This window comes from Mesorhizobium huakuii (assembly GCF_014189455.1).
Taxonomy (GTDB): Bacteria; Pseudomonadota; Alphaproteobacteria; order Rhizobiales; family Rhizobiaceae; genus Mesorhizobium; species Mesorhizobium huakuii_A.
Window position 1 is genome coordinate 2,140,249 of the sequence record NZ_CP050296.1, and the last position, 25,420, is coordinate 2,165,668.

At 63.4% G+C, this 25,420-nt stretch carries 21 protein-coding genes and 2 pseudogenes; 6 read left to right on the top strand and 17 right to left on the bottom strand.

Annotated features, from left to right (window positions below):
* The first annotated feature begins 113 nt into the window (after positions 1–113).
* On the top strand, positions 114–911 hold the full coding sequence (locus tag HB778_RS10475; RefSeq protein WP_183463618.1) for a hypothetical protein: 798 nt from the start codon (positions 114–116) through the stop codon (positions 909–911).
* A 19-nt stretch (positions 912–930) separates the two neighbouring features.
* On the opposite strand, the gene ptsP is transcribed toward HB778_RS10475, so the two are convergent.
* The 5 genes and pseudogenes from ptsP to HB778_RS10500 form a co-directional block, all read right to left on the bottom strand.
* Positions 931–2,907, bottom strand: a complete 1,977-nt coding sequence (gene ptsP / locus HB778_RS10480) for a phosphoenolpyruvate--protein phosphotransferase (RefSeq protein WP_183463620.1) — start codon at positions 2,905–2,907, stop codon at positions 931–933.
* Positions 2,908–2,962: 55 nt separating this feature from the next.
* A complete protein-coding gene (locus tag HB778_RS10485) occupies positions 2,963–3,343 on the bottom strand; it encodes a PTS glucitol/sorbitol transporter subunit IIA (protein WP_183463622.1) in 381 nt (126 codons plus the stop codon).
* A 129-nt stretch (positions 3,344–3,472) separates the two neighbouring features.
* A pseudogene (gene srlE / locus HB778_RS10490) lies at positions 3,473–4,476 on the bottom strand (PTS glucitol/sorbitol transporter subunit IIB).
* Between the two features lie 15 nt (positions 4,477–4,491).
* Positions 4,492–5,253, bottom strand: coding sequence for a PTS glucitol/sorbitol transporter subunit IIC (gene srlA / locus HB778_RS10495; RefSeq protein ID WP_095201367.1), 762 nt, complete (start codon positions 5,251–5,253; stop codon positions 4,492–4,494).
* A gap of 51 nt (positions 5,254–5,304) precedes the next feature.
* A complete protein-coding gene (locus HB778_RS10500; RefSeq protein ID WP_095201366.1) occupies positions 5,305–5,742 on the bottom strand; it encodes a transcriptional regulator GutM in 438 nt (145 codons plus the stop codon).
* Between the two features lie 190 nt (positions 5,743–5,932).
* On the opposite strand from HB778_RS10500, the gene HB778_RS10505 reads away from it, so the two are divergent.
* Both HB778_RS10505 and HB778_RS10510 read left to right on the top strand, forming a co-directional pair.
* On the top strand, positions 5,933–6,574 hold the full coding sequence (locus tag HB778_RS10505; protein ID WP_183463624.1) for a hypothetical protein: 642 nt from the start codon (positions 5,933–5,935) through the stop codon (positions 6,572–6,574).
* A gap of 103 nt (positions 6,575–6,677) precedes the next feature.
* The gene (locus HB778_RS10510) at positions 6,678–7,352 is read left to right on the top strand and encodes an HAD family hydrolase (RefSeq protein ID WP_183463626.1); all 675 of its coding nucleotides are present in this window, start codon (positions 6,678–6,680) and stop codon (positions 7,350–7,352) included.
* A gap of 11 nt (positions 7,353–7,363) precedes the next feature.
* On the opposite strand, the gene HB778_RS10515 is transcribed toward HB778_RS10510, so the two are convergent.
* From HB778_RS10515 to HB778_RS10570, 12 genes and pseudogenes are all read right to left on the bottom strand, one after another.
* Entirely contained in the window at positions 7,364–8,419 is a 1,056-nt protein-coding gene (locus tag HB778_RS10515) for a DUF930 domain-containing protein (protein WP_183465053.1), read from the bottom strand.
* Positions 8,420–8,520: 101 nt separating this feature from the next.
* Positions 8,521–9,681 carry a DUF930 domain-containing protein gene (locus tag HB778_RS10520; protein ID WP_183463628.1) on the bottom strand — a complete coding sequence of 387 codons (1,161 nt, stop codon included), beginning with the start codon at positions 9,679–9,681 and terminating at the stop codon, positions 8,521–8,523.
* A gap of 148 nt (positions 9,682–9,829) precedes the next feature.
* A complete protein-coding gene (locus tag HB778_RS10525; RefSeq protein WP_183463630.1) occupies positions 9,830–10,909 on the bottom strand; it encodes an ABC transporter ATP-binding protein in 1,080 nt (359 codons plus the stop codon).
* Positions 10,897–12,600 (bottom strand): ABC transporter permease, encoded by a 1,704-nt coding sequence (locus tag HB778_RS10530; RefSeq protein ID WP_183463632.1) that lies wholly within the window; start codon positions 12,598–12,600, stop codon positions 10,897–10,899. Before HB778_RS10530 ends, HB778_RS10525 begins: the two co-directional genes overlap by 13 nt.
* Positions 12,601–12,658: 58 nt before the next feature.
* The gene (locus HB778_RS10535; protein ID WP_183463633.1) at positions 12,659–13,645 is read right to left on the bottom strand and encodes an ABC transporter substrate-binding protein; all 987 of its coding nucleotides are present in this window, start codon (positions 13,643–13,645) and stop codon (positions 12,659–12,661) included.
* 259 nt (positions 13,646–13,904) lie between these two features.
* A pseudogene (locus HB778_RS10540) lies at positions 13,905–15,313 on the bottom strand (pyruvate dehydrogenase complex dihydrolipoamide acetyltransferase).
* A 3-nt stretch (positions 15,314–15,316) separates the two neighbouring features.
* Entirely contained in the window at positions 15,317–16,315 is a 999-nt protein-coding gene (locus tag HB778_RS10545; protein ID WP_183463635.1) for an alpha-ketoacid dehydrogenase subunit beta, read from the bottom strand.
* Positions 16,315–17,343 (bottom strand): thiamine pyrophosphate-dependent dehydrogenase E1 component subunit alpha, encoded by a 1,029-nt coding sequence (locus HB778_RS10550; RefSeq protein WP_183463637.1) that lies wholly within the window; start codon positions 17,341–17,343, stop codon positions 16,315–16,317. Before HB778_RS10550 ends, HB778_RS10545 begins: the two co-directional genes overlap by 1 nt.
* 2 nt (positions 17,344–17,345) lie before the next feature.
* The gene (locus tag HB778_RS10555; protein WP_183463639.1) at positions 17,346–18,674 is read right to left on the bottom strand and encodes an NAD(P)H-dependent oxidoreductase; all 1,329 of its coding nucleotides are present in this window, start codon (positions 18,672–18,674) and stop codon (positions 17,346–17,348) included.
* A gap of 288 nt (positions 18,675–18,962) precedes the next feature.
* The gene (locus HB778_RS10560) at positions 18,963–19,736 is read right to left on the bottom strand and encodes a phosphodiesterase (RefSeq protein WP_183463641.1); all 774 of its coding nucleotides are present in this window, start codon (positions 19,734–19,736) and stop codon (positions 18,963–18,965) included.
* Positions 19,737–19,773: 37 nt separating this feature from the next.
* A complete protein-coding gene (locus HB778_RS10565) occupies positions 19,774–20,829 on the bottom strand; it encodes a LacI family DNA-binding transcriptional regulator (protein ID WP_183465054.1) in 1,056 nt (351 codons plus the stop codon).
* A gap of 298 nt (positions 20,830–21,127) precedes the next feature.
* Positions 21,128–21,916: a 3-hydroxybutyrate dehydrogenase gene (locus HB778_RS10570; RefSeq protein ID WP_183463643.1), complete on the bottom strand. Its 789-nt coding sequence runs from the start codon at positions 21,914–21,916 to the stop codon at positions 21,128–21,130.
* A 276-nt stretch (positions 21,917–22,192) separates the two neighbouring features.
* Between HB778_RS10570 and HB778_RS10575 the strand changes: the two genes are divergently transcribed.
* The 3 genes from HB778_RS10575 to HB778_RS10585 all read left to right on the top strand — a co-directional run bounded on the left by HB778_RS10575 (position 22,193) and on the right by HB778_RS10585 (position 25,327).
* Positions 22,193–22,981 (top strand): acetoacetate decarboxylase, encoded by a 789-nt coding sequence (locus tag HB778_RS10575; protein ID WP_140891486.1) that lies wholly within the window; start codon positions 22,193–22,195, stop codon positions 22,979–22,981.
* Entirely contained in the window at positions 22,974–24,134 is a 1,161-nt protein-coding gene (locus HB778_RS10580) for a patatin-like phospholipase family protein (RefSeq protein ID WP_183463645.1), read from the top strand. Before HB778_RS10575 ends, HB778_RS10580 begins: the two co-directional genes overlap by 8 nt.
* A 347-nt stretch (positions 24,135–24,481) precedes the next feature.
* A complete protein-coding gene (locus tag HB778_RS10585) occupies positions 24,482–25,327 on the top strand; it encodes an MFS transporter (RefSeq protein ID WP_183463647.1) in 846 nt (281 codons plus the stop codon).
* The last annotated feature ends 93 nt before the right edge of the window (positions 25,328–25,420 follow it).

Below are 25,420 nucleotides of genomic sequence, written 5' to 3' on the forward strand. Positions count from 1 at the left end.
TCTGCGTGCTGGCCTAGTATCGCCTATTGATCTACCAATCGATAGGAACAATGTAGAGTTGGTGGCCGGCCCCCTGCTGGCCGCCCTCCATGGCACTTTCGAGGCGATCCGCGATGCTCCGACAAATCTCCGAAGACGTCCGCGTCAATCTGAAGGACCGGTTGCGGGAAGTCCGCGACATCATCCGCCAGAGCCGCCATGACGGCAGCGGCGACGCCAGCGTCCTGCGCGAAGCGACCAGCCATCTGCCGCCATTTCCGGGCAAGGGCATCGAGGGCCTGCTCAGCCATGCCGCGAGCGCCGTCGACGAAGCGTTGTCGATCGCCGAATCCTTCGTCCCGCATGAGCGCCCGATCAAGGTGGACGGCACGACCGTGAAAGGCCTCGGCACCTATTTCCCGGCCGGAAACGAAGACCAGCAGTTGAGCGCCGAGCGCCTGTTCCGGCGCGACATGTACTATCTGACCAAGGCGGTGCTGGCCGGGCTGAAGATCGACAATGCCCGCATCCACGAAGCCGATTTCGCCGCCGCGCATGCCACGATGCGCAAGCGCCATGGCGATCTGCTGGCTGCCCTGGCCATGCCCGGAGCTGCCGGACTGCAGGCAATCGCGGCCACCTGCGCGGCGCTGCTGGTCGAGTTGCTCAACCAGCGACCGGTGCGCTTTGCCGAAGCCGCGCCGGAAACGGCAGGCGAACGGGCGCCCGACATAAGCTGCCTGGCGCCGGTCGTTCTGGCCTGCGGCCTGGCGACAACCGGCCGCGACGGCGCGCCGGAGCCGGACATGCTGGAGATCGCCATCCTGGCCGCCGATATCCGTCACGACCGCATTGTGCAGGCCTGCGCCAAGGCAAGCCCGGTCGAGGAACTGACGCCGGTCTTTGCCACCTTGCTTGCGCATTTGCCGTAGCTCCGGCAGCTGTCGGGGACTAGTCCCCGGTTGCCATGGCCGTGATCGTCTTCTTGGCGCGCTGGATCGAGGCCGGGCTCATCGAAAGCTCGGTCAGGCCCATCTCGATGAAGGCCGGGATCAAATCCGGCCGTCCGGCGGCCTCGCCGCACATGCCGACCATGATGCCGGCGGCGACGCCGGCTTTGGCCGTCAACTCGATCGCCGACATGACCGCCGGATTGGTGACGTCGTTGAGCTTGGCGACGGTCGGGTTGAGCCGGTCGGCGGCCATGATGTACTGGGTCAGGTCGTTGGTGCCGATCGAGAAGAAGGCCACCTCTCTGGCCAGCGCCGGCGCGATCAACACGGCGGCCGGGGTTTCGATCATTACGCCGAGATCGAACGTCGCATGCGCCATGCCTTCGGCCTTGAGTTCGGCAGCGCATTCGTCGACCAGTGCGCGGGTGCGCGTGACTTCGGAAATATCGGACACCATCGGCAGCATCACCTTGATGTTGCCGTGCACAGCGGCCCTCAGCAGCGCCCTGAGCTGGCGCTTGAAGATATCGGGCCGGTCGAGGCACATGCGGATGCCGCGCCAGCCGAGAAAGGGGTTCTCCTCGTCGGGGAACTCGATGCCGGCAATCGGCTTGTCGCCGCCGATGTCGAGCGTGCGCACGATGACCGGATAGGGTGCAAAGGCCTTGGCCAACGCCGCATAGGTCTCGGCCTGCATGTCTTCCGAGGGAAGGTGCATGTGGCGCATGAACAGTAGCTCGGTGCGGAACAGGCCGACACCCATGGCGCCGGCTTCCTGCGCCGCCTCGATCTCCTCCAGTGAGCCGATATTGGCCGCGACCTCGATCACCTTGCCGTCGGCGCGCTTGGGTGTCACCGTCTTGAAGGCGGTCAGGCCGGCGCGTTCCTTGGCCGCCGCCTCGACACGGCCCGCGTAATCGGCGCGCGTCGCCGCGTCCGGGTCGATGATCACATGGCCGGTGTTGCCGTCAAGCGCCACGTCGCGCGCGGTGCGCAAGGCATTGACCTGGTCGCCAAGGCCCAACACCGCCGGAATACCATGCGAGCGAGCGATGATGGCGATGTGCGATGTGGCGCCGCCATGGCCGCAAATGACGCCGCCAATGCGCTTCAGCGGCGCGCGCGCCAGATCCCAGGCGCCGATGTCGTCGGCGATCAGAATGGCGCCTTCGGGGATGTTTTCGAGGCTGACGTCGTCCTGGCCGAGCAGCACCAGGCAGATCTGCCGCCCCACGGCATGGACATCGTCCGCCCGGGCATTGAGATAGTGATCGTCGACGGCGTTGAAATCGGCGGCGATGGTGGCGGCTGCGGTGATGACGGCCGAGACCGCATCATTGCCGCCCTTGATCGCCTTTTCGGCCTCGCCGGTCAGGCTGTCGTCGGCGGCGATATCCCTGAGTGCCGCGACGATGCCACGGTCTCCCGCGGACAGGCTGTCCTGCGCCAGGGCTCGGTCCATGCGCGCCTGGACGGCGGCGACGGCGGTACGGAACCTGTCGATCTCGCCGGCGATTTCGTCAGCCTGCAACAGGCGGCCCTGTCCGGCGATGTCAGGCGGGAAATGTGCGAAAGCTGGCCCGATGGCGACGCCCTCGCTGGCGGCGACACCGCGCAAGCCGTTTGCCTGACCGGGCACGGATTGGAGCACCGGTGCGGGTGCCGTTTCCTGGCCGGCATCATTGGCCGGGCTGTGCGGCTCGGCTTCATCGTCGAGGCCCGCCTTGGGGTTTTCCAGATAGCCGATCAGCGCTTCGATCGCCTCGATGGCGTCGGCGCCGTTGGCCCGCACGGTGACTTCCTGGTTTTCCTTGACCGCCAGCAGCATCAGCTTGACGGAGCTTTTGGCGCTGACCGCCTTGCCGTCCTTGACCAGTTCGACATCGGATTCGAAGCCCTTGGCGAGCTTGACGAACCGCGTGGCGGGACGGGCGTGCAAACCTTCATGCACTCTGACGATGGTCGAGCGTTCCATGGCAAATACTCTGCTTTTCCTAGCGCCGTGACCAGACGGCCGCGGCGCGAATGCTTCAGGCGGCGATGGTGATGATCGCGTCTGTCTTCAGGGCGGCCACGAGCGCTTGGGCGTCGACCTGCGATGCACAGATTTCGCCCGGCCTCTCGGCCTCGGTGGCGCCGTTGAACGAGATGACGACGTGGCCCATCTCGAGCACCTTGCTCCACGCGCTGGAGCCGACGGCGGTTATGACTGCGGAAACCGGACCAAGAGTGATCGACGCGCCCTTTTGCGGCGCGCCGTCGCTGGGTCCGAGCTCCGTCTTGTGGAGCACCGAAACCTCGGCAAGCTCCGGCGGCGAGCCATCCGCAAACAGGATGACCACGCCCCCTTCGGCAAGATCCGCCACTTCGGGCCCGATGGCAGTGACCCGTGTTCTCAACAGAACCGTCATATGGCGAACCTCATTTTCAACTTTCCTTAGAGCGGCTCACCGTTTTCACGGAAACGGCGAACCGCTCTATCTCTTTGTTTTGACGCAATTCCTGACGGAAAACCGCTGACACTTTTCCTGGAATTGCTTTTAGAACACAATCAGGCTGACGACCCAGGCGATCAGCACCGAGACCGGGCCCATGATCTGACGGCTGATGAGCACCGCCGGAACACCGATTTCGATCGTCTTCGGCTTGGCTTCACCGAGCGCCAGGCCGACGGGAACGAAGTCGCAGCCGACCTGGGTATTGTAGGCAAACAGCGCCGGCAGGGCCATCGCCGGCGAAATCGTGCCATTGGCGATCTGCGGGCCGATGATGGCCACGCCGATAACCTGCGCGATGACGGCGCCTGGCCCGAGGATGGGCGACAGGAACGGCAGGCCGCAAATCGCCGAGATGATCAGCAGGCCGACGATGTTGTTGGCCAGCGGCCCCATCGGCTGGGCGAGCACGTCACCGATGCCGGTGTAGAGGATCAGGCCGATGAGCATGGTCACGAAGGCCATGAACGGCAGCACGTTGCGCACCACCTGGTCGATCGTGCGGCGGCCGGAATTGAAGAAGATGCCGACCACCCGGCCCATGACGCGGCCGATCGAGCTGATCAGGCCGATAAGCCCGCCTTCGCTCGGCAGCGGCTGTGGCGCCGCGGCTGCGTTGTTGTTGTTTGAACTCATCGATGCTGCTCCCCCGCAGTGGTGACCGCCTCGGATCCGTCCGCCATTGTGACGTTGGCCGGCTTCACGCCCGAAACGTAGATGTCCTCGGTGATGAACTGGGCGAGCGGCCCAGCCTGGCCGACCGGCGTCAGATTGACGGTCGGGATGCGCTTGCGCGGATAGACGCCGCAGCGTGCGGTGCCGCCGCAATCGACGACGACCACTGCCATCTCGCCTTCGACCGGCGGCGCCTTGAAGCCGTCGACGGCCGTGGCGCCAGTCATGTCGGCGATCAACTGGGCCACGGGATGGATGCCGCCGCCGGTGACGGAGACGACCTTGTCGCGCTGGCTGGTCGGCTCGATGACGAGCGGGCCGCCCCAGCCTGTGTTGCCCCGGGAGATTTTTACGGCTTTGAATGTCTTGGCCATGATGTCCTCCCGCCCTTACAGCTCGACGCCCTGGCGGCGTGCCATGATCATGGTGATGCGCTCGGTCAGCATGCCCTTGAGCAGGATGACGACGAGGCCGACAATGGCGTACCAGATCGCCACCTTGACGTGGTAACCGGCGACGACAACGCCCTTCTTCTCAAGCTCGAGCAGAGCCACGAGAATACCGCCCCAGACGAAATATTCACCCGGATTGATGTGCGGGAATAGGCCAAGCGGCGGGTGCACGTAGGACACGGCCGCGTCATAGAAGGCCGGCTTGTGCTTTTCTTCGAGGAACGATCCGAACGTGTAGGCCATCGGATTGGTCAGGAAGAACACCGCCAGCAGCGGCAGCAGTGTATAGCGGGTCAAGGCAATCCTGCCGGCGCCGCGCGCCAGGCCGTGCACGCGCTCCTCGCCGACCAGCTCGGTGACGGCGTAGAAGGCGGTCATCAGCACCACCAGCGTCGGAATGATGCCGGTGACGAAGCCGGCGAACACTTCGCCGCCCTTCTGGAAGATGCCGATGAAGTACTTGCCGATGGCGGTCAGCCAGCCGAGCTGCTCTTCCTGCTGGACTTCCTTCAGCTTTTCCTTGAACTGATCGACGGTTATGGGTCCGCTGTCTGCTTGCGCCAGGACAACGAGATGATCGGACGCATGCTCGACGGCGAGCTTGCCATGCAATGCAGCATCCGAGACCATGGCACCTGCGACATGCAGATTGTGCACGGCCATGTCGGCATGCTGCGCCAACAACGAAAATACAGACATTTCTCCTCCTTATGCCGCCCGCCGGTCATCCCAGTCGGTGCGCGGCGTCCTCTAGGCCCTTGCTACGTTCAAACCGGATAGACCCGGCTTCTTCCCCGGCTCCGACCGTGCTTTGTCGATCTGTTCGATCGCCCGCTTCACGGCCTCGGCCACACCGGGTTCCCCCTCCCCCATGATCGCAGGGTTGGACCGGAGTCGATCGAGGGGAACACCCTCGAATTCTTGATGTCTCTTGAACTTGGTGAAGACGGACCGGCCGCTCATCACCATCAGGCGGCGCACGATCAGGTCAGGTGTCACCACGACGAGCGCGATGGTGCCCTTGGCCAACCGGCCGCGAAAATTGCCGGCTCCGACGAAGCCATCCTTGTACTGGTCGGTGACGCCTCGAAAGACATCCGAATAGTGCCGCATCTGCAGCCAGACGCCGAGCGACTGCAGCGCCCACACAATAACCAGCAGAAGCAGTCCCCACTGCCAAATCGCCATTCGGTTCTCCTCCCGAAGCCTTCGTTGAACCGCACCTTGGACCGGCACGCGACAACAGCAAAGTGAGAACATTTGTTTCCGAGAATGTCAATATGTATGATATTGGCCTCCACCACGCCATCCACAGGGCCGTCGCCGATTTCGGCGGCGGCACGGCTGTGCTAGCCTGTCGTCAAACGGGATGCATGCAATGGAACTGCCCTTCAGGGATGAACTGGCCCTAATGCCCGACCTGCGCCACCGCTTGCGGCAGCTGCGCTGGTTCCGCGCCACCTTTCGCGGCAGCGCCAAGGTGGTTTCCGACACGTTCGGCGTGCGTTTCGAGATCGACGAGGCGAAGCTGACAAGGGCTTTTCTCGACTGGGTCGAGATCATGGAGGCGCAGAAGCGCTTCGCCGCGATAGACCGCGCCGACTTCATCGTCTTTGCCGCCGGCCTCGTGCTGCGTGAGCTGATCAAGCAGGCGCCGGCCCGGGAAATCTCCGGCCTCGCCGAGCTCATCGAAACGGATCAGAATGCCGGCACGCTGGAAATCATCCGCTTCTGGCCGGAAGGCTTCCTCTACACCAACTACTGCGTCTCGGTGATTTCGGCGATCTATGAGCAGGAATTCGGCAAGGCGCCCAGCATCGACAAATGCGCCGACGATTTGCGCACCTGGTGGTCCTATCGCGAGAACGTCACCGAGATGCCGGCCTATGCCGTGGCTTTCCTCGATCGCTTCCTCGGTGCGGAACCGAACTGGATCACCCCGGACCGGGCACAGTCCCGGCAAGCCATGCAACGGGCGCTCGGTTCCACGCGCGCAAGCGATGCGCTGCGCCAGCTTTGACAGCTCACCGTCTCACGCCCAAAACGCTCTCAAGACATCGCACTATTGAACATTTGACTTTTTGCCGATAGCGATGTGCGGAATTTGACTTGAGGAGAAGCGCGTGGCGCGACCAAGGCCTATCATCTTCGATTGCGACGGCGTTCTCGTCGACAGCGAGCCGCTGGCCGCCAGGGCCTATGAGCGCGTCTATGAAAGGCACGGCATGCCAGGCGTCCATGGCGGCATCATCGCCCAATGCGTCGGCATGAAGCAGTCCGACATCATCGTCAGGATCAAGGAATTGACCGGGCATCAATTTCCCGCCACGGCCGACGGCGACATCTGGGCCGAGACCAAGATCCTGTTCACCGAGGAATTGAAGCCGACGCCGGGAATCGCCGCGTTTCTGGAAACACTCGAGGGCAACCGCTGCGTTGCCTCGTCATCCTCCGTCGAGCGCATCAACCACAGCCTTGCCGTCACCGGGCTGGCGCATTTGTTCGGCGATGCGATCTACAGCTCTTCGATGGTCAAGAACGGCAAGCCGGCGCCCGACATCTTCCTGTTCGCCGCAGCCAGGATGGGGGCCGACCCGGCCGACTGCATCGTCATCGAGGATTCGCCCTTCGGCATCCAGGGTGCCGTTGCCGCCGGCATGACGGCGATCGGCTACACCGGCGGCGGCCACACCTATGCCGAGCACGGCGCGCGGCTGACGGCGGCGGGTGCCGATTTCGTCTGCGCCGACTGGCAAGAAATTAGCCGGCAATTGTCCGGGCTCGGCGTGCCGGCCTAGGCTGGCAGAAACTAGAGAGGCCGCGGCCATTCGCTGCGTGGAATCTCAGCGCCGACACGGAAGTCGAGCGACAAGACCCTCGTCGCATCGGTGTCGACCTCGCACCGGAAGCTCAGATGGTACCACGTCGTTGTGGTGCTGAAAGCGACATCCGAGCCGTCGACAATATTGCCAGCTTTCAGCGAAACAGATGGCACCCATTTGGGAAAATAAGAGGCATCCAGCAACTGCTGCTGCAACGCGTTGGCGCAAAGTATGGCAGCACGCTGACCGCGAGGCACCGCGTCCATCGCGGTCGTGGCCAGTGCATCGCCGGTAGCGCCTTGCGAGTAGAGCTTGCGAACACCCGGAAAGCCCGAACCGTTCCGCGATGCAGACTTCGAGGCTTTTGAGGGGCTGGGCTTCGGCGCATTTGTAGGTTTGGGCTGCGGCGTTACGGCCGACATGGGAAGCTCGATCTCGCCGTCGCCGCCATCGGCAGCCAAAGGCGCTGGTGCCTCGCCCTGTTGCTTGGCGGCGTCGAGCGCCGCCTGCTTGTCTGCCTCCTGTTTAGCGGCCTGTTGTTTGTCCATCTCCGCGCTTGAAGCTGCCTGCTGCTCGGAGTCTGCCGGCGTGACAGGTTGACTGTCTGCGGGCTTCGGCACGACAGGCGGCTTCGAAGCGTCATCCTTGGCCGGAGACGGCGATCTGTCCTGAGCGCTCGCCCCATCCAGGGATTTCCTCGGGCCGGTATCCTTATCGCCGAACTGAAAAACAGGCTTCAGCACCTCGACTGGCGAGGGCTTCTGCGCCTGCTTTTCCGACGGAGGCGGTTTTTCGACCTTCTGCTCGGGCGGTTTTTCTACCTTCGGTTCCGGTGGCTTAGGCGGCGGTGCAGAAGCAGGTTTCGGCTTCGACTGATCGGGCGGAGGCACGAGCGCGACATTGACCGGCTGCTCCTCCTGCGGCTGTTGGGGAGGAATTGGCAGGCCATATATCAGGAGCGCCGCGACAAGCACGTGCAGGATCAGCGATGCGGGAATGCCCCACAACAGATACCGACGCCGTTCTCGTGCCTCGTCCTTCATCCAGACCGATGTGGAATGAAATAGCGGCAGCTTCAAGCATAAGCACTGGATTGGCGTAAATTCGCCGCTGGCCTTCGGCATCCAGGACTCGGCCTGCCGGCCTAATTTAACGGATACTTCGTGAATCCACGGCTTGCCCATTCGCCGGGCGGGATCAATGACCCGACCCGGAAGTTGAACGACAGGACCCTCGTCGCATCGGCGTCGACCTCGCACCGGAAGTTCAGATTGTACCATTGGGTTCTTGTGCTGAAGGCGGCCTGCGGAGGGTTAAGAACGTTACCCAGCTTCAGCGGAATGGTCGGCACCCATTTGGGTGTATAATCGGCACTTTGCAATTCCTGGTCCAGAACGTTGCCGCAAAGGTTGGCAACGCGCTGATCGCGCGGCACGTTCTCCATGGAACTTGTGGCGAACGCATCGCCGGTTGCTCCCTGCGAGTAAAGCTTCCTGACGCCCGGAAGGCCGGAATAGATCGGCGATCCCGCAATGTCGGTATTGGTGGGATTTGACCTTCCTGCCTTCCCGCTCGGGGCTTTGAAGGCCCCTGCGGATTTGAACTTCATCGGCTTTGCAGGTTTAGGCTTTGCCTTTTCGGCAGGGGGTGGCGGTGCAGGCTTGCCGCCGGCCTCGGCAGCCAATGGCTTTGGCACCGCTTGCTTCTCGTCGGTTTGCGGCGCCGCCTCCTGTTTGTCCGGCTGCTGTTTGTCAGTATCCTCAGTCGCCTGCTTCTCCTCGCTTTGCGCGGGGTTGGCGTCCGGCGAGGCGGTTACCGGCTTCTCGTCGGCCTTTCTGGTATCTGCCTGTTCCTCGGGATTTGCTGACGGAGCGGACTGGGTTGGTGCCGGCTTCGGTTCGACCGGCGGCTTGGTAGCCTCCTTGGCCGGCGACGGCGCGTTGGCTTGAGCGCTGCCACCGTCGAGAGATTTCTCGGGCCCGGTATCTTTCTCGCCATACTGGAAAACGGGCTTCAGAACCGGAGTGTTCACCGGCTTAGGTGGCTGCTCGGGCGGCTTTTCCACCTTCTGTTCCGGTGGCTTTTCGGCTTTGGGCTGCTTTGGCGGCGGCGGAGGAACAGGTTTCGGCTTTGGCTGATCGGGTGGAGGCACGATCGCGACATTGACCGGCTGCTCCTCCTGCGGCTGTTGGGGAGGCGTGGGTATACCGTATAACAGGAGCGCCACGACAAGCACGTGCAGGATCAGCGATGCGGGGATGCCCCACAGCAGATTCCGACGCCGTTCTTGTGCCTCGTCCTTCATCCTGACCGATGTGGAATGAAATAGCGGCGGCTTCAAGCATAAGCACGGGATTGGCGCAATTTGGCCACTGACAGCTTGGTGATCTGGACCACGACGCGCAGGGCCGTGTTCCCGGCGCGCAACTCAAAGCCGCCAAGCAAGTCCAGCATCACGGGGCTGTCCCTGCGGCCGGGATCAGCCAGCCGGACTTTATGCGCAGCCGCGCCTGGGCTCCGCTCTCCAGCACGACCGGGTCGGGCTGTTCGAAGTGCAAGGTGAGGTCGGGAGCGGCGGCAGGCGCGAATTCGATGCGCGCGGCACCCCCTTGGTAGATCACTCGCTTGACCAAACCGTCGAGGCCCGCACCATCCGGCGACACATCGAGATCAGCCGACCGGCAGCAGATTTTCGCGCCCGCGCGTGGCCGCTCGCCGGGGCGGCAGCGGACCACCAGTTCGGTTCCGAGAACCCGGACCTCGCAGTGACCGCCATCTTCACTGGACAAGACATCCGCGGGTAACAAAATTCCTTGCGAGATGAAGGAGGCCACCATTTCGTTTGCCGGCTCATGATAGAGTTCGCGCGGCGTCGCCAACTGCATCAAGCGGCCGTGGTCCATCACCGCGATGCGGTCGGCCAGCGCCATCGCCTCGGCCTGATCATGGGTGATGTAGACGATGGTCGTGCCGGTGCGTTTGTGGAAGGCGGCGAACTCGTCCTCCATCGAGGCTCTGAGGTGGACGTCGAGATTGGCGAGCGGCTCGTCGAACAGCACCAGCGACGGCGCGGCGACAAGGCAGCGCGCCAACGCCACGCGCTGGCGCTGGCCGCCGGACAGATTGGCCGGCCTGCGCTCGCCCAGCCCCTGCAGATTGACCAAAGCGAGCGCGTCTTCCACCTTCTGGCGCGCAATCGCCTTGTCGAGCTTCGCCACCTTCAGCGAATAGCCGATATTCTCGGCGACCGTCATGTGCGGCCACAGCGCGTAGTTCTGGAAGACGATGCCGACGCGCCGCTTCTCCGGTGCGACGCTGCCGCCGCTGTTCGACACGAGATCACTGCCGATGCGGATTTCGCCCGAGGTTACCTTCTCGAAACCGGCGACGAGCCGCAGCAACGTCGTCTTGCCACAGCCGGACGGCCCGAGCACGGCCAGGAACTCGCCGTCGGCGACATCGATCGAGACGTCCTTGACCGCATCGAAGTCGGCGAAGCTCTTGGTCACATGGTCTAGGGTCAGTCGCGCCATGGCAGAACTCCGCTCGGAAGATGCGGGGCAAGTAGGTTGGTCACCAGCATCAGCGCGAAGGTAACCGTAACCGTGATGACCGACATCGCCGCCGCATAGTTGGAATCGCCGCCCTGCTCGAAGGAAAACATAACCACGCCGATCGTCTCGGAACCCGACGACCACAGCAGCGCCGACACGGTGAGTTCGCTGAGCGCCGTCATGAAGATCAGCAGGCCACCGGCGATGGCCGCCGGCGCGACCAGTGGAAAGATGATGGTGCGCAGGCGCATGAACAGCCCCGCCCCCGCCACCTGTGCGGCTTCCTCCAGTGCCCGGTCGATCTGGTGATAACCGCTGATGGTCGGCCGCAGCGCCAGCACCAGGAAACGGGCGAGATAGGCGTAAAGGATGATCCAGACCGTGTTGTAGAGCTGGATGCCGGTCAGCGGGATCGGCCGCAAGAACAAGAGCAGCGAGGCGATCGCCAGCACCACGCCTGGCAAGGCATAGGGCAGCTCGACCGACAAATTGAGTAGCCGCACCCAGCGCTGCTTGCCCCAGGCAATGAGATAGCCGATCGGAACGGCGACGATGACCGCGAAGAAGGCGGCCGCGATCGACAGCCAGAAACTGTTGAAGAAGGCTCGGTTGGCGGCATCATGCTCGAACAGAACGAAGCGGTAATTGTCGAGCGTCATGGTCTTGGCGGTGAGCGCGATGCCGTAGCCCGGCACCAGCGAGGTCAGCACCAGCCCGAACAGCGGCAGGAACAGCACCAGCACGATCAACAGCCACATGCCTGCCTGAACGACCGGTCGCCAGCGGCCAAGCTCGTAGGGCTCGGCCGGCAGTGAGGTGGAACTGATGCGGTAGTCGCGTCGACGGCTCATGAGTTCCTGCGCGAAGATGCCGGCCATGGCGATGACGCCGATCAGCACCGACAGGAACGCGGTCTCGCCCAGCACCGCCGGACCGCCGCCGGCCAGCCGCTGATAGATCAGCGTCGGCAGCACGAGATAGTTGGCGGGAATACCGAGAAAGGCGGGAATACCGAAATTGCCTACGCAGGACACGAAGGCCAGTGCCGCGGCCGCCATGATCGATGGTGTCATTAAAGGCAGCACGATGGTGACCAGCACGGTGAACCAGCCGGCGCCGCCGGCGCGTGCGGCCTCGACCAGTTCGCGCGGCAGTTTGCGCAGGCCTGCCCGCACCAGCAGGAACACCAGCGGGCCATACTGCACACCAAGCAGCAGGATGATGCCCGAGGTCGAATAGAGCGGGTTCTTCGTGCCGAGCGGCGGTGCCGCGCCGAACAGCTTGAGGAATGGGCTGGCCGGGCCGAACAATTGCAGCCAGGCCAGCGCCGTCACCTGCGGCGCGATCATCAGCGGCATGACGTAGCACAGCACCAGGGCGCTGCGGCCGCGTATGTCGGCTAGCGAGACGAGAACCGCCACCAGCGTTCCCGACAGCACGGCAAGCAAGGTGCCGCCGATGCCGACGACCAGCGTATGCCAGGTCGCGATCCAGGTCGCCGGGCTCCGCAATCCGGCCTCCACGGCCACGGTCGACAAGGTGCCACCGGGTGCCACGATCTCCTTGATGAGACGCAGCATGGGCAGCAGCGAAAGCAGCACGATGACGACGGCCACTGCCGCCGTCAGGGCCATTTCCTGACCGCGGCTTTCCCTGATCCGTGTTGCCATGACTGCGTTCCCAAGGTCCGGGATGCCGCCGAAACGGCATCCCGCCGCGATTGCCGGCTCAGCCGCCGAACAGTTCCTGGAACTTCGCCTTGTCGGCGTCGGTCTTGGCAACGATCGCCTTGGTGTCGAACGGCATCACCTTGACCTTGACGCCTTCCGGCAGCCAGTCGGGGCGGCCGACCGAACCGCGCGCCGGCAGGTAGCCCATCGACAGCGCCAGCTTCTGGCCTTCATCCGACAGAATGAAGTCGACGAACTTCTTGGCACCGTCGACATTCTTGGCGGTCTTCATGATGGCGACCGGCTCAGTCACCGCCGGAACGCCTTCCGAGGGGAATACGAACTCGACAGGCGAGCCCTTCTTCTTGGCGTTCATCGCCATGAAGTCGACCAGGATGCCATAAGGCTTCTCGCCCGATGCCACCGACTTCAGCACCGCGCCATTGCCGCGCACGCTGACGGTGTTGTTGGTCTTCAGCTTCTGGAAGAAATCCCAGCCGTAGTCAGTATCGCCGGCGAAGCCCGAAAGCAGATAGGCGGCGGCACCCGAATAGAGCGGGCTCGGCATGACCAGGCCATCGGCATAGGCGGGCTTGGCGAGATCGGCCCAATGCTCAGGCTTTTGCGTGGCCGCGGTGTTGTAGACGATGCCGGTGGTGATCAGCTTGCTGCCGAAATAGGTCTTGTCGGCGTCATAGGCATCCGCCTCGATGCCGTCGAGCTTGGCTTCGGGGTAGGGCAGCAGCCGGTCGTCCTTCTTCAGCAGCTCCATCGAGACCGCATCGGCGATGAGCAGCACGTCGGGCTGCGGGCTGCCGGCTGCGAACTCGGCCGCCATCTTGGTGAGGATGTCGCTGGTTCCGGAACGATAGATGGTCACGTCGATGCCGGGCTGCGCCTTCTTGAAGGCGTCCACGGTCTTGGCCGCGTCGGCTTCCGGCTGCGATGTGTAGAGTGTCAGTGTTTCGGCGCTTGCCACGCCGGCAAACAAAGCTGCCGCGAGCGCCAGCTGGCTGGCCAGCAGCTTGATGAGTAGCGTCTTCATGAGACCTCCTGTCTTGTCCGTGCATGAGCGGTCCGGTGTTGTGGCCGGTTCCCGTCCCCTCCCTGCACGGCGCATATGACTGGTGGATGACAGCGCACATGCGCGATCGGATCAAGCAACAACTTGGCTTGAAATGCTCTCACGGCACGGCGAGAGGGCCTGCGGAAGTGACCTTCCGCAAGCCTCATGACCATTGTGGCCGCCGGCGCAACTGGCGCCCGGAATTATGCTTTCCCGATACCCGTCAAGACGCCTTGATCTAGACCAGCATGCCCATCGGATTTTCGATCAGCCGCTTGAAGGAGACCAGCAGTTCCGCGCCGAGCGCTCCGTCGACGGCGCGATGATCGGTCGACAGCGTCACCGACATCACGGTGGCTATTCTGATCTCGCCGTTCTTGACCACCGCGCGCTCCTCGCCGGCGCCGACCGCCAGGATCGTCGCATGCGGCGGATTGATGACCGCGGCAAAGTCCTTGATGCCGAACATGCCGAGATTAGAGACGGCTGTCGTGCCGCCCTGATACTCTTCCGGCTTCAGCTTGCGGCTGCGGGCGCGGCTGGCCAGATCCTTCATCTCGTTGGAAATGGTCGACAGCGTCTTTTCGTCCGCCTTGCGGATGATCGGCGTGATGAGACCGCCTGGGATCGACACGGCGACACCGACATCGGCATGCCTGTGCTTGACCATGGCGCTTTCGGTCCATGAGGCATTGGCATCCGGCACCGCTTTCAAGGCCATCGCCATCGCCTTGATCACCATGTCGTTGACCGACAGCTTGTAGGCGGGAGCCTCACCCTTGTCCGTCTTCTTCATGGGGGCGGCAGCATTGATCTGCGTGCGCAGCGCGAGCAGCGCATCGAGTTCGCAGTCGAGCGTCAGATAAAAATGCGGGATGGTGGTCTTGGCCTCGACCAGCCGCCGCGCGATGGTCTTGCGCATATTGTCATGCGGGACGAGTTCGTAGGAGTCGGGTTCGAAGAGGCGCAGAACGTCCCCCTCCCCCTTGAGGGGAGGGTGGCCGGCCGAAGGCCGGTCGGGTGGGGTCGGTTCGACTGGGCTCGGCGCAAAGGCGGTGCCTTCTGGGGCGACCCCCTCCGTCCGCTTCGCGGACACCTCCCCCTCGAGGGGGAGGAGATCGCGGCTTCGATATCGGCCTTCACCACGCGGCCATAGGGTCCGGAGCCTGTTAGGCCTGACAGGTTCAGCCCTGCTTCCCGGGCCAAACGACGAGCCAAGGGTGTCGCGCGGGTCTTCCCCTCCCCCTCGAGGGGAGGGTGGCCGGCCAAAGGCCGGTCGGGTGGGGTCGGTTCGACCGGGCTCAGCGCAAGGGCGGTGCTGGACTGGGAGGTGCCTCCTGAGGCGACCCCCTCTGTCGGCTTTGCCGACATCTCCCCCTCGAGAGGGGAGATTGGCGCATAACTTTCATCATCGGCATAAATCCACGCAACCGGCGCGCCGACCGGAATGTCGACGCCTTCCTTGCCCGTCACATCGCGCAGCACGCCGCTGGCCGGCGCATCGATCTCCATCGCCGCCTTGTCGGTTTCGATCTCGAACAGCACGTCGCCCTTCTTGACCCGGGCACCCTCCTCGGCGAACCAGCGCGAGATCTGTCCGGTCGCCATGTCCATGTCGACCTTGGGAAGAATGACTTCGGTCGGCATGGATCAGCGAACCCCTTTGACGAGGTCGCGCGCGGCGGTGATGATGTCGGGAACCTGCGGCACCGTCGCTTTCTCGAGCTCCGGATTGTAGGGGATCGGCGTCTCGGCGCCGCCGAGCCGCACGATCGGCGCATCGAGATAGTCGAACGCCTCGCTCTCGGCGATCATGGCGCTGACCTCGGCGCCGATGCCCAGCGTCTTGACCGCTTCGTAGACGCACATCAGCCGCGACGTCTTCTTGACGCTGTCGATGACGGTCTGCTTGTCCATCGGCCGGATGGTCCGGAGGTCGACGACTTCGACGTCGATGCCCTCGGCTTCCAGCGTGGCGGCGGCATCAAGCGCCTTCTGCACCATGATCGAGGTGGCGACGATGGTAAGATCGCGGCCTTCGCGGCGGATGTCGGCCTTGCCGATCGGCACGGTGTAATAGCCCTCGGGCACCGGACCCTTCATCTTGTAGAGCAGCTTGTGCTCGAAGATCATCACCGGATCGGGGTCGGCGACGGCCGCCAGAAGCATGCCCTTGGCATCATAGGGCGTCGCCGGCTGAATGACCTTCAGGCCCGGCACATGGCCGAGCCACGCCTCCAGGCTCTGGCTGTGCTGCGCGGCGGCACCGGTGCCGGAGCCGGCGGGAAAGCGCATCACCACCGGAACCGAAACCTCGCCGCCCAGCATGAAGCGCATCTTGGCCGCCTGGTTGACGATCTGCTCCATGGCCAGCGTGGCGAAATCCGAGAACTGGAACTCGAAGATCGGCCGCATGCCTGTGAGGGCAGCACCGACGGCGACGCCCGCCCCGCCCAGTTCCGAAATCGGCGTATCGATGACGCGCTCGGTGCCGAAGCGCTCAACCAGATCGCCGGTCACCTGGAAGGCGCCGCCATAGACGCCGATGTCCTCGCCCATCAGGAAGACGCGTTCATCCATGTCCATGGCGATCGCCATGGCTTCCTGGATCGCCTGGGCGTAGCTCAGTTCACGCACCATCGCGTCCATCACGCCTGCTCCGTATACACGTAATTTCCGGTCTCGCTGACGTCAGGCGACGGGCTCGCCTTGGCGAATTCGATGCCGTCGGCAATCTCCCGCGCCACAGCACCGCGGATGGCCTCGATGCCCTCGTCGTCGATGAAGCCGAATTCGCGCAGCTCGTTTTCGAACAGCGTGATCGGATCGCGGTTCGACATCCAGTCCTCGATCTCTTCCTTGGTGCGATAGCGGTTGCGGTCGCTCTTGGAATGGCCGCGATGGCGGTAGGTCTTGGACTCGATCAGCGTCGGCCCTTCGCCGGCGCGGGCGCGCTCGACGGCCCTGTAGGACGCCTCGGCGACCTCCGAAAAAATGTTGCCGTTGACGATGACACCGGGCATCGAATAGGCGGCGGCGCGGTCGGCGATGTTCTTCGCCGCGGTGGAACGGGCGGTCGACGTCGACATGCCGTAACCATTGTTTTCGCAGACGAAGATGACCGGCAGCTTCCAGACCGCCGCCATATTGAGCGCCTCGTGGAAGGCGCCCTCATTGTTGGCGCCGTCGCCGAAGAAGGAGACGACGACCTTGCCGGTCTTCATCATCTTGGAGGAAAGTGCTGCACCGACGGCGATCGGAATGCCGCCGCCGACGATGCCGTTGGCACCGAGATTGCCCTTGGCGACATCGGCAATGTGCATCGAGCCGCCACGGCCCTTGCAGTAGCCCGTGGTCTTGCCGAAGAATTCGGCGAACATGCGCTTCACCTCGGCGCCCTTGGCGATGCAGTGGCCATGGCCGCGATGCGTCGAGGTGATCTGGTCATCCTCGCCAAGCGGCATGCAGATGCCCATGGCGCTGGCTTCCTGGCCGATCGACAAATGCATGGTGCCGTGGATCAGGCCACGCATATAGCTCTCCTCCGCGCCCTCTTCGAAGCGGCGGATGAGATACATCTTGTAGAGCACCTGCTTGAGCTGCTCGGCGCTGTACTGGCGATAGACGAAAGGCAGGTTGGCGCGACTGTCCGCGACGGCTTTGCTGGCCCCGGCCATGATCAGGCTCCCACGGTTCCGTAGACGAGTTTGTCCTGGCGGGCGCGCAGTTCGGCGATCTTGGAGCCTGGAGCCGGTGCAGCATTGGCATAGGTTATGAGCTCGCCCTTCTTGATCGGCGCGGTGACCGAGCCGCCCTGAAGCAGGCCGCAGGGAATGGCCCTGGCGGCACGCGCTTCCGGCGCCGTCATGATCCAGGCGCGGTAGCAATATTCGCCGATCGCATCGAGCTTTTCACCCGGCTGCATGTCCTTCTTGGCCACTGCGGCGACTTCGGCCACCGGCTTCGCCAGCGGCACCATGTCGGCCTTGCCGTAGAGCACGACGCGCGCGCAAGTCAGCGGCACTTCCAGCGAGGTCAGGTGATAGGGGCGATGGAAGGTGAAGTAGGGACCCTTGCCCATTTTCAGATCCTCCATGCGCTCCGAAATGCGCGGATGCGACATGTCGGCGACGACGAAAACGCCGGGCGCGACGCCCTTGCCGATCGAGTAGTCGACGACGCCGACCCTGGACAGCACGCCGCCATCCTTTTCAGGCACCAGGACTTTCGACAGTTCGCCGAGCGTCGCGGCCGGGCCATGCATGCCGGCCTTGTCGGGCACCAGCCCGGTGGCATTGGCGATCGCCGCCATCTCGACCATGGTCTTGGAGCCGTCGACGAATTCGACAAGCATGCGCACATTCATGTGCCGGCGCTTGGCCTCTTCCTCATAGGCGGGCGGCGTCGCATCGATGTTGAGCGGATTGTTCTTGCCCTTGCCGGCGGCGACGATCGGATGGCCCATCGCCGAGACGAATTCGATCAGCTCCATGCAGGAGGACGGTTCGTCGCCGGCGCCCAGCGAATAGGTGACGCCCAGCCGGTCGGCCTCGCTCTTCAGATAGGCGCCGATGGTGACATCGGCCTCGACATTCATCATCACCAGATGCTTGCCATGCTCCATGGCGCGCAGCCCGATCTCGGCACCGACGGCGGGAACGCCGGTTGCGTCGATGACGACGTCGATCAAGTCATTGTTGATGACCAGACTGGCATCGTTGGTGACCGCCACCTTGCCGGCCTCCATGGCGGCGTTCATGGCCGAGGCATTCGACACCTCGCGCGCATGGCCGGTTTCCTGGAAGGCAATATCGACCGCTCGGCTGGCGGCGGGTAGATTCAGTTCAGAGATCGCGCCGATCTCGATGCCGGACATATGGGCGACGCGGGTGACGATGTCGGTTCCCATCTCGCCGGACCCGATCAGCCCGATGCGGATGGGCTTGCCCGACTTGCCGCGTTCATCGAGATCGCGGGCAAGGCCCGTCAACGAAATATTGGAAGCCATACCGCTCATTCCTCCCACATTGCAGGCTTGTTCATTCGCTTGACGGGTATTGAACATCTGTATTTCTGTCAAGACTAATGTCCAATTTCATATGCTTTTTGACGCCCTTTCGCGGAGACCGGATATGCGCCAAAAACACCGTGAAGGACGGCAACGGGCAGGCGCGCGCGCGGAGAGGCGATCGCCGGGATAGGATCCTTGGCGCACGGGAGATGGGCGGCCTCGTTCAGCCGGTCGCGACGCTCGCCGCGTCACTGCCGCTGAAGCCCTTCTCGGAATCGGGAACTTTTACAGAACTCGATCCGACACCGGCGGCACCGGAAAATCATGGAAGTGCACGATCACGCCATCGGCATCGATGAAGATCACCGCATAGGCGGGTGGCTCGTGCCCCAGCCGCCAGTTGTCCGAGAAATCGAGCGCGGTCTGATGGTTGGTGCTGCGCAGCGTGCTGACCGGGATGCCGCGCCAGCTGCCGGCGATTTGCCGATGGACATGCCCCGCAAAGATGTGACGGACATTGCCATGGCGCGAGAGCACCTCATGGAAGCCGTCAGCATCGGCGAGCCTGACCTCGTCGAGGACCGGCATGTGTATTCGGAAAGGCGGGTGGTGCATGAACAGGAAGGTCGGGCCGCGCGCTTCCCTGAGCTTTTCGTCCAGCCATTCGAGCCGCGCCGCGCACAGCCTGCCCTCGACATGGCCGCTGTCCAGCGTGTCGAGCAGGATCAGACGGCCCTCGCTGCCGTCGAACACACTCTGGACGAACCCGCGCTCGGTGGCGGCCTTCGGGAACATCTCGAAAAATAACGCCCGGTCGTCATGGTTGCCGAGCATCAGCCGGCAGGGTGGAGAAAATTGCGCCAGCCTCTCCCGCAACGCCGCATAGGCGGCACGCTCGCCATCATTGGTCAGGTCGCCCGAGATCACCACCAGTTCGGCATCGGCATGGTTCTTGCCGATGTCGGCCAGGGAGGCGTCCAGCCTCGCCGACGGATCGGAGCCGTAGAGAATGCCACCGGGCGTCATCAGATGCGGATCGGAGAGCTGGATGATTTTCATGGGGGTCGACCTGTGGCTTTGAATTCAAGAGGACTGGTCAAGAGTGTTCCGCATCATGCGGAACAAAACTGCCGCGCACGACGAGCGGCACATTGAAGCGCTCGCGAATGGGCGGCAGATCCGGCTGCCGCTGGCGCAGGTCGAGCAATGTGACCGCCTTGGCCGCCATGATCTCCGGATCCTGGCGGAAGGTGGTCAGCTGATAGGCTAGCCAGCCGGCTTCCGAAATATCGTCGAAGCCGATCACTGAGAGGTCATTGGGGATGTCGAGACCGGCCTGACGGGCATGGTCCATGACGCCGAAAGCGATGAGGTCGTTGACGCAGAAGATCGCCTGCGGCCGATCCTGGCTATCGATGAGGACCTTGCCCACCTCCAACCCTCCGGCATAGTCGGTATCCCGGCCTCGCGCGACCATGACCTCCGCGCCCAGGCGCGCTGCCTCGGCGCAGAAGGCATCCTCGCGTTCGCTGATGGTGGGCGTGCCGGACAGCGATCCCGCCAGGCCAAGCCTGGTCATGCCGCGCGCGACGAACAGCGCGGCCGCGAGCTTCGCCGCCGCGCTGCCGTCAGTCTGGATGTGGTCGGCATCGGGTTCGGAACGGCCGATCACCACAAGCGGCTGGCCATTGCGCCGTGCAAGCTCGAAGAAGGACGAGGGCGGCGAGCCGGACAGGATGATCGTCGCCTCGGCACGATGGCCAAGCAGTGTCTTCTGGGCCGCGATCAACTCCTGCTCGGTTTGGCCGGTGTTGATCATGACGGGAACATTGCCGCGATGGATCAGCGCCTTGGTCAGCGCGGCAGCAAGGTGAGCGCGAAAGCCGACTTCCGGTTTGGTCACCACCAGGCCGACCAGCCGGCTCTGGTTGGCGAGCAGGCCGCGCGCCAGGTCGTTGACCTGATAGCCAAGTTCTTCGGCGGCGCGCATGATCTTCTCGCGCGTTTCCGTGGCGACGCTGGCGCCCGGCGTGAAGGCGCGCGACACCGCCGAACGCGACACGCCAGCCTGGCGCGCGACATGCAGCGCGCTGACCGAGCGGAGCTTGTCCGAACTCTTGTCTCCTGTGGTCGAAGTCTTGTCCGCCGTCATCGGTTGACGCTCGAGGAGGTTTTCCTTCGTCATCATTCACCTGTTGCACAGCTGTGCACCGCGATGCGCAACTGCCCGCTCCCTAGGTTCGAAATAGGAGGCCTAGGTAACGGCTTGATGACGGTTGAGGGGAAAGCGCCTCCCTCCCCCCCTTGTCATCAGCCGGTCTGCGACGCGGCAGGCGGCGGTGAAAACCTCCCGATCTTTCCGCTGCCGCCACCACGATACAATGGATCGGGCGGCGATAGGGAAAGCATGTTTGCGAGGTACTGGGAGGAAAAAGGCCGGAACGTGCGCCTTACTGGGCCGTCCAGCCGCCGTCCATCGGCAAGGTCGTTCCGGTGATTTGCTTGGCCGCGTCCGAGCACAGGAACAGCGTCAGCGCCGCAAGTTCCTCGACGGTGACGAATTCCTTCGTCGGCTGTGCTGCGAGCAGCACGTCGTGCTTGACCTGCTCTTCGGTCATGCCGCGCGCCTTCATCGTGTCGGGGATCTGCTTCTCGACCAGCGGCGTCCAGACATAGCCAGGCGCGATGGCGTTGACGGTGATGCCGTCCTGCGCGACTTCCAGTGCCACCGTCTTGGTCAACCCGGCAATGCCGTGCTTGGCCGAGACATAGGCCGACTTGAACGGCGAGGCGACCAGCGCATGCGCCGAGGCCGTGTTGATGATGCGGCCCCATTTGCGTGCCTTCATGCCGGGCACCACCGCCTTGATGGCATAGAAGGCCGCCAGAAGATTGATGCGGATGATGGCTTCCCACTTGTCGTCGGGAAACTCCTCGATCGGCGCGACATGCTGGATGCCGGCATTGTTGACCAGGATGTCGAGGCTGCCGAACGCCGCCTCGGCGTCATGCACCATGGCGCTGACCGCCGCACCATCCATCATGTTGGCGTCGGAGTAGCGGCACTTGACGCCGAAATCCTTCTCGATGCCCGAGCGCTCCTGCTCGATGGCGACCGGGTCGCCGAGACCATTGATGGTGACATTGGCGCCCTCGGCGGCGAAGGCGCGGGCGATGGCCAGGCCGATACCGCTGGTCGAGCCGGTGACGAGGGCATTCTTCGAAGACAGGGAACCCATGGTGATCTCGCGAGAGGTGGGAGGGGAATGAGAGGATATAATTGTGCGTCGCAACATGACAATGACAGAGCCATGTGTCGATGCGATTACAGCCAGACGACAGCCCCGGCATGGCTCTCGACCGCTGCGAAACCATGGTCGTCAGGCTGACACGGCATTGTCATGGTGCCGTGCAACATAATTGCTTGCGCATTCGCGCGGTCATTCCTGAACGAAATTCGCCAGACAAAACTTGGCTTGGCAAAACTTCGCCTGACAAGACCTTGGGGGTGCAGCTTGGAAATCGCCGATGTCGTGAAGCGCGCCTATGCGATGCCGCTGACCAATCCGTCTTTCCCGCCCGGGCCCTATCGTTTCTTCGATCGCGAATACATCATCATCACCTACCGCACGACGCGCGAGGCGCTCGAAGCCGTCGTGCCGGCGCCGCTGGAGATCGACGAGCCGCTGGTCAAGTATGAATTCATCCGCATGCCTGATTCCACGGGCTTCGGCGACTACACCGAGACCGGCCAGGTCATCCCGGTGAAGTACAAGGGCCAGCATGGCGGCTACGTCCATTCGATGTATCTCGACGACGATGCGCCGATCGCCGGCGGCCGCGAGTTGTGGGGATTTCCCAAGAAGCTGGCCAACCCCAAGATCGTCCATGAAGGCGAGGTGATCGTCGGCACGCTGCACTATGGCAGCGTTCTGTGCGCCACCGGCACGATGGGCTACAAGCACCGGGAAGCCGATCATGATTCCGTGCTCGCAGCACTCGCCGCTCCCAATTTCCTGATCAAGATCATCCCGCATGTCGACGGCACGCCGCGCATCTGCGAACTCGTGCGCTATTACCTCACCGACATCACGCTGAAGGAAGCCTGGACGGCGCCTGCGGCGCTTGATCTCAGGCCCCACGTCATGGCCGACGTGGCGAAGCTGCCGGTGCTCGACATCGTATCCGCCGTCCACTTCAAGGCCGATCTGACGCTTGGGTTGGGTGAGGTCGTCCACGATTATCTTGCCGATCACAGCCGGCTCGCAACCAGCACAACCCAGCCGGAGAAAATTCGTGCTTGAACGCCACCGAAACAAGGAAGCCGCCGCGACGATCGCGGAAATCTCGGCGCAATATGACCGCATCGCTTTGGTGTTCCAGGGCGGCGGCGCGCTCGGCGCCTATCAGGCCGGCGTCTATCAGGCGCTGGCCGAGGCCGGCTGCGAGCCGAGCTGGCTGTCCGGCGTGTCGATCGGCGCCATCAATGCCTCGATCATCGCCGGCAATGAACCCAGCCGCCGACTGCAGCGGCTCGAACAGTTCTGGCAGACCATCTCGGGCCGCAAGATCTGGTCGTACACGCCTGAAGGCGACATTTACCGCGACATCCGCAACCGCACCTCGTCGTGGATGACGATGACCATGGGCCAGCCCGGCTTCTTCAAGCCACGCAACCCCAATCCCTGGTTCGAGCCGCAGGGCGCCGAGGGTGCGACCAGCTTCTACGACACCGCTGAACTGAAAGACACGCTGGAGAGCCTCATCGACTTCGACGTGCTCAACGACGGCAAGAAACGGCTGAGTGTCGGCGCGGTCAACGTGCGGACAGGCAATTTCGTCTATTTCGACACCGACAAGGTGCGCATCGGACCCGAGCACATCATGGCCAGCGGCGCGCTGCCGCCGGCCTTTCCATCGGTGCGCATCGAAGGCGAGTATTACTGGGATGGCGGCATCGTCTCCAACACGCCGCTGCAATATCTGCTTGACCAGGACGAGGACCGTTCGTCGCTGGTGTTCCAGGTCGACCTGTTCAGCGCTCGCGGCGTGCTGCCGCGCAGCATGCCGGACGTGCTGTCGCGCCACAAGGACATCATGTATTCCAGCCGCACGCGCCAGAACACCGACAATTTCAAGCGCATCCATGGCCTGAAGATGCGCCTGCTCGATGCGTTGAAGCGCGTGCCGAAGGAGCAACTGACGCCGGCGGAAGAAGCGCTGATCGCCGACTATTCCGATGCCGGCATCGTCAACATCGTGCACCTCATCTACCAGCACAAAGGCTATGAGGGGCATGCCAAGGACTACGAATTCTCCGGGACCTCGATGCGCGAGCATTGGGAGACCGGCCTGGAAGACACGCAGCGCACCTTGCGCCATCGCAAGTGGCTGACGATGCCGACCAATGTCGATGGCGTTGCCATCCACGATCTGCACCGCGAAGACCCGACCTGACATTTGCGTCCAGGACAAGCGGAGCAATCTACAAAGCGGACTTCGCCCGCGAACGGATTCCTTCGCCGGTTGGTCAAACCGACACTGCAGCATCGTGCCTATCACGAGCGCTGCCCAGACATGCGGAACAGGGATGCGATCCGTCTGGCCGTCACCATGAGTTCTGCGGCAGTTCGGCGAAACTACGGTGCAAACGCATCGGCACTCCCTCACGCCGTCGAGCAAGCTCCGCCGGATTGTGAAGTCCTTCTTCACAGCCTATCAACATTGTCGCGAATATTAGCTCGCTGAAAGCAGGTGTACATCTGAGCGCAGGCAAATGCGCTAGGCTTAGTGGAGTACCGCTGATGACCGTCGAAGCTGTTTCACCTGCTATCGTTTCATCGCGTGACGCCTGGCGCGGCCTGCTCTGGTTTGCGCCGCTCACCTCGCTTTGGCTCCTGGTGATCTACAGATGGCCAGCGATCCCGGCCACTGGCGTTCCGACCACGGCCCACCAGCTCGCAGCCCACGGGCTCATCGCGCTGGGATTATGGCTCGGCCTCGAACACACGAGCCTGACGCCAGCTCAACGCCGCACGACCTGGCTGGCGATCATGATCCCGGACACGCTGTGGCTCGCCTTCGCCTGGAGCGCCGCGATCAACGGCGTCTTTCACGCCGGCACTGTGTCTTTTCCGGTATTGCCATCGGCGATCTTCCTACCGGTGATCATCGGGGCGCCGCTCTTGCTGCTCTCGAAGCGGATCGGGCTAGTGCTCGATGCCATGCCAGCGAGCTGGCTCGTCATGCTTCAGCTTTACCGCGTATTCGGCACGTGGGCTATCGCGGCCTGGCTGCGCGGTGCGCTGCCCGGCGCGTTCGCAGCGCCGGCAGGCATCGGCGACATGCTGACCGGATTGTTCGCGTTGCCGGCTGCGATGGCAGTTGCGACCGGGACAGACAAAGGCCGGAGGGCGGCAACTCTCTGGAACATCCTCGGGCTTGCCGACTTCGCCGTTGCGATCACCATGGGCATAATCACCTCGCCCGGCCCATGGCAGTTGATTGTCCCCGATGTGCAGAGCATCGGCGCAGGCGATTATCCGGGTGTGCTGACCCCTGCTTTCGTGGTGCCAAGCTCGATCATGCTACACATATTGTCGCTACGCCAGCTGCGCCGCCGTAACAGGGCGGAAGTTGCGCGGCGGTAGGAGTGAGCCTCGGCTGGAGCCTGCCAACGATTCCATCGAAAGCTGAACCGTTCGAAGCAGCGCCCGTTTGGGAAGGCACACGCTCTGACTTTT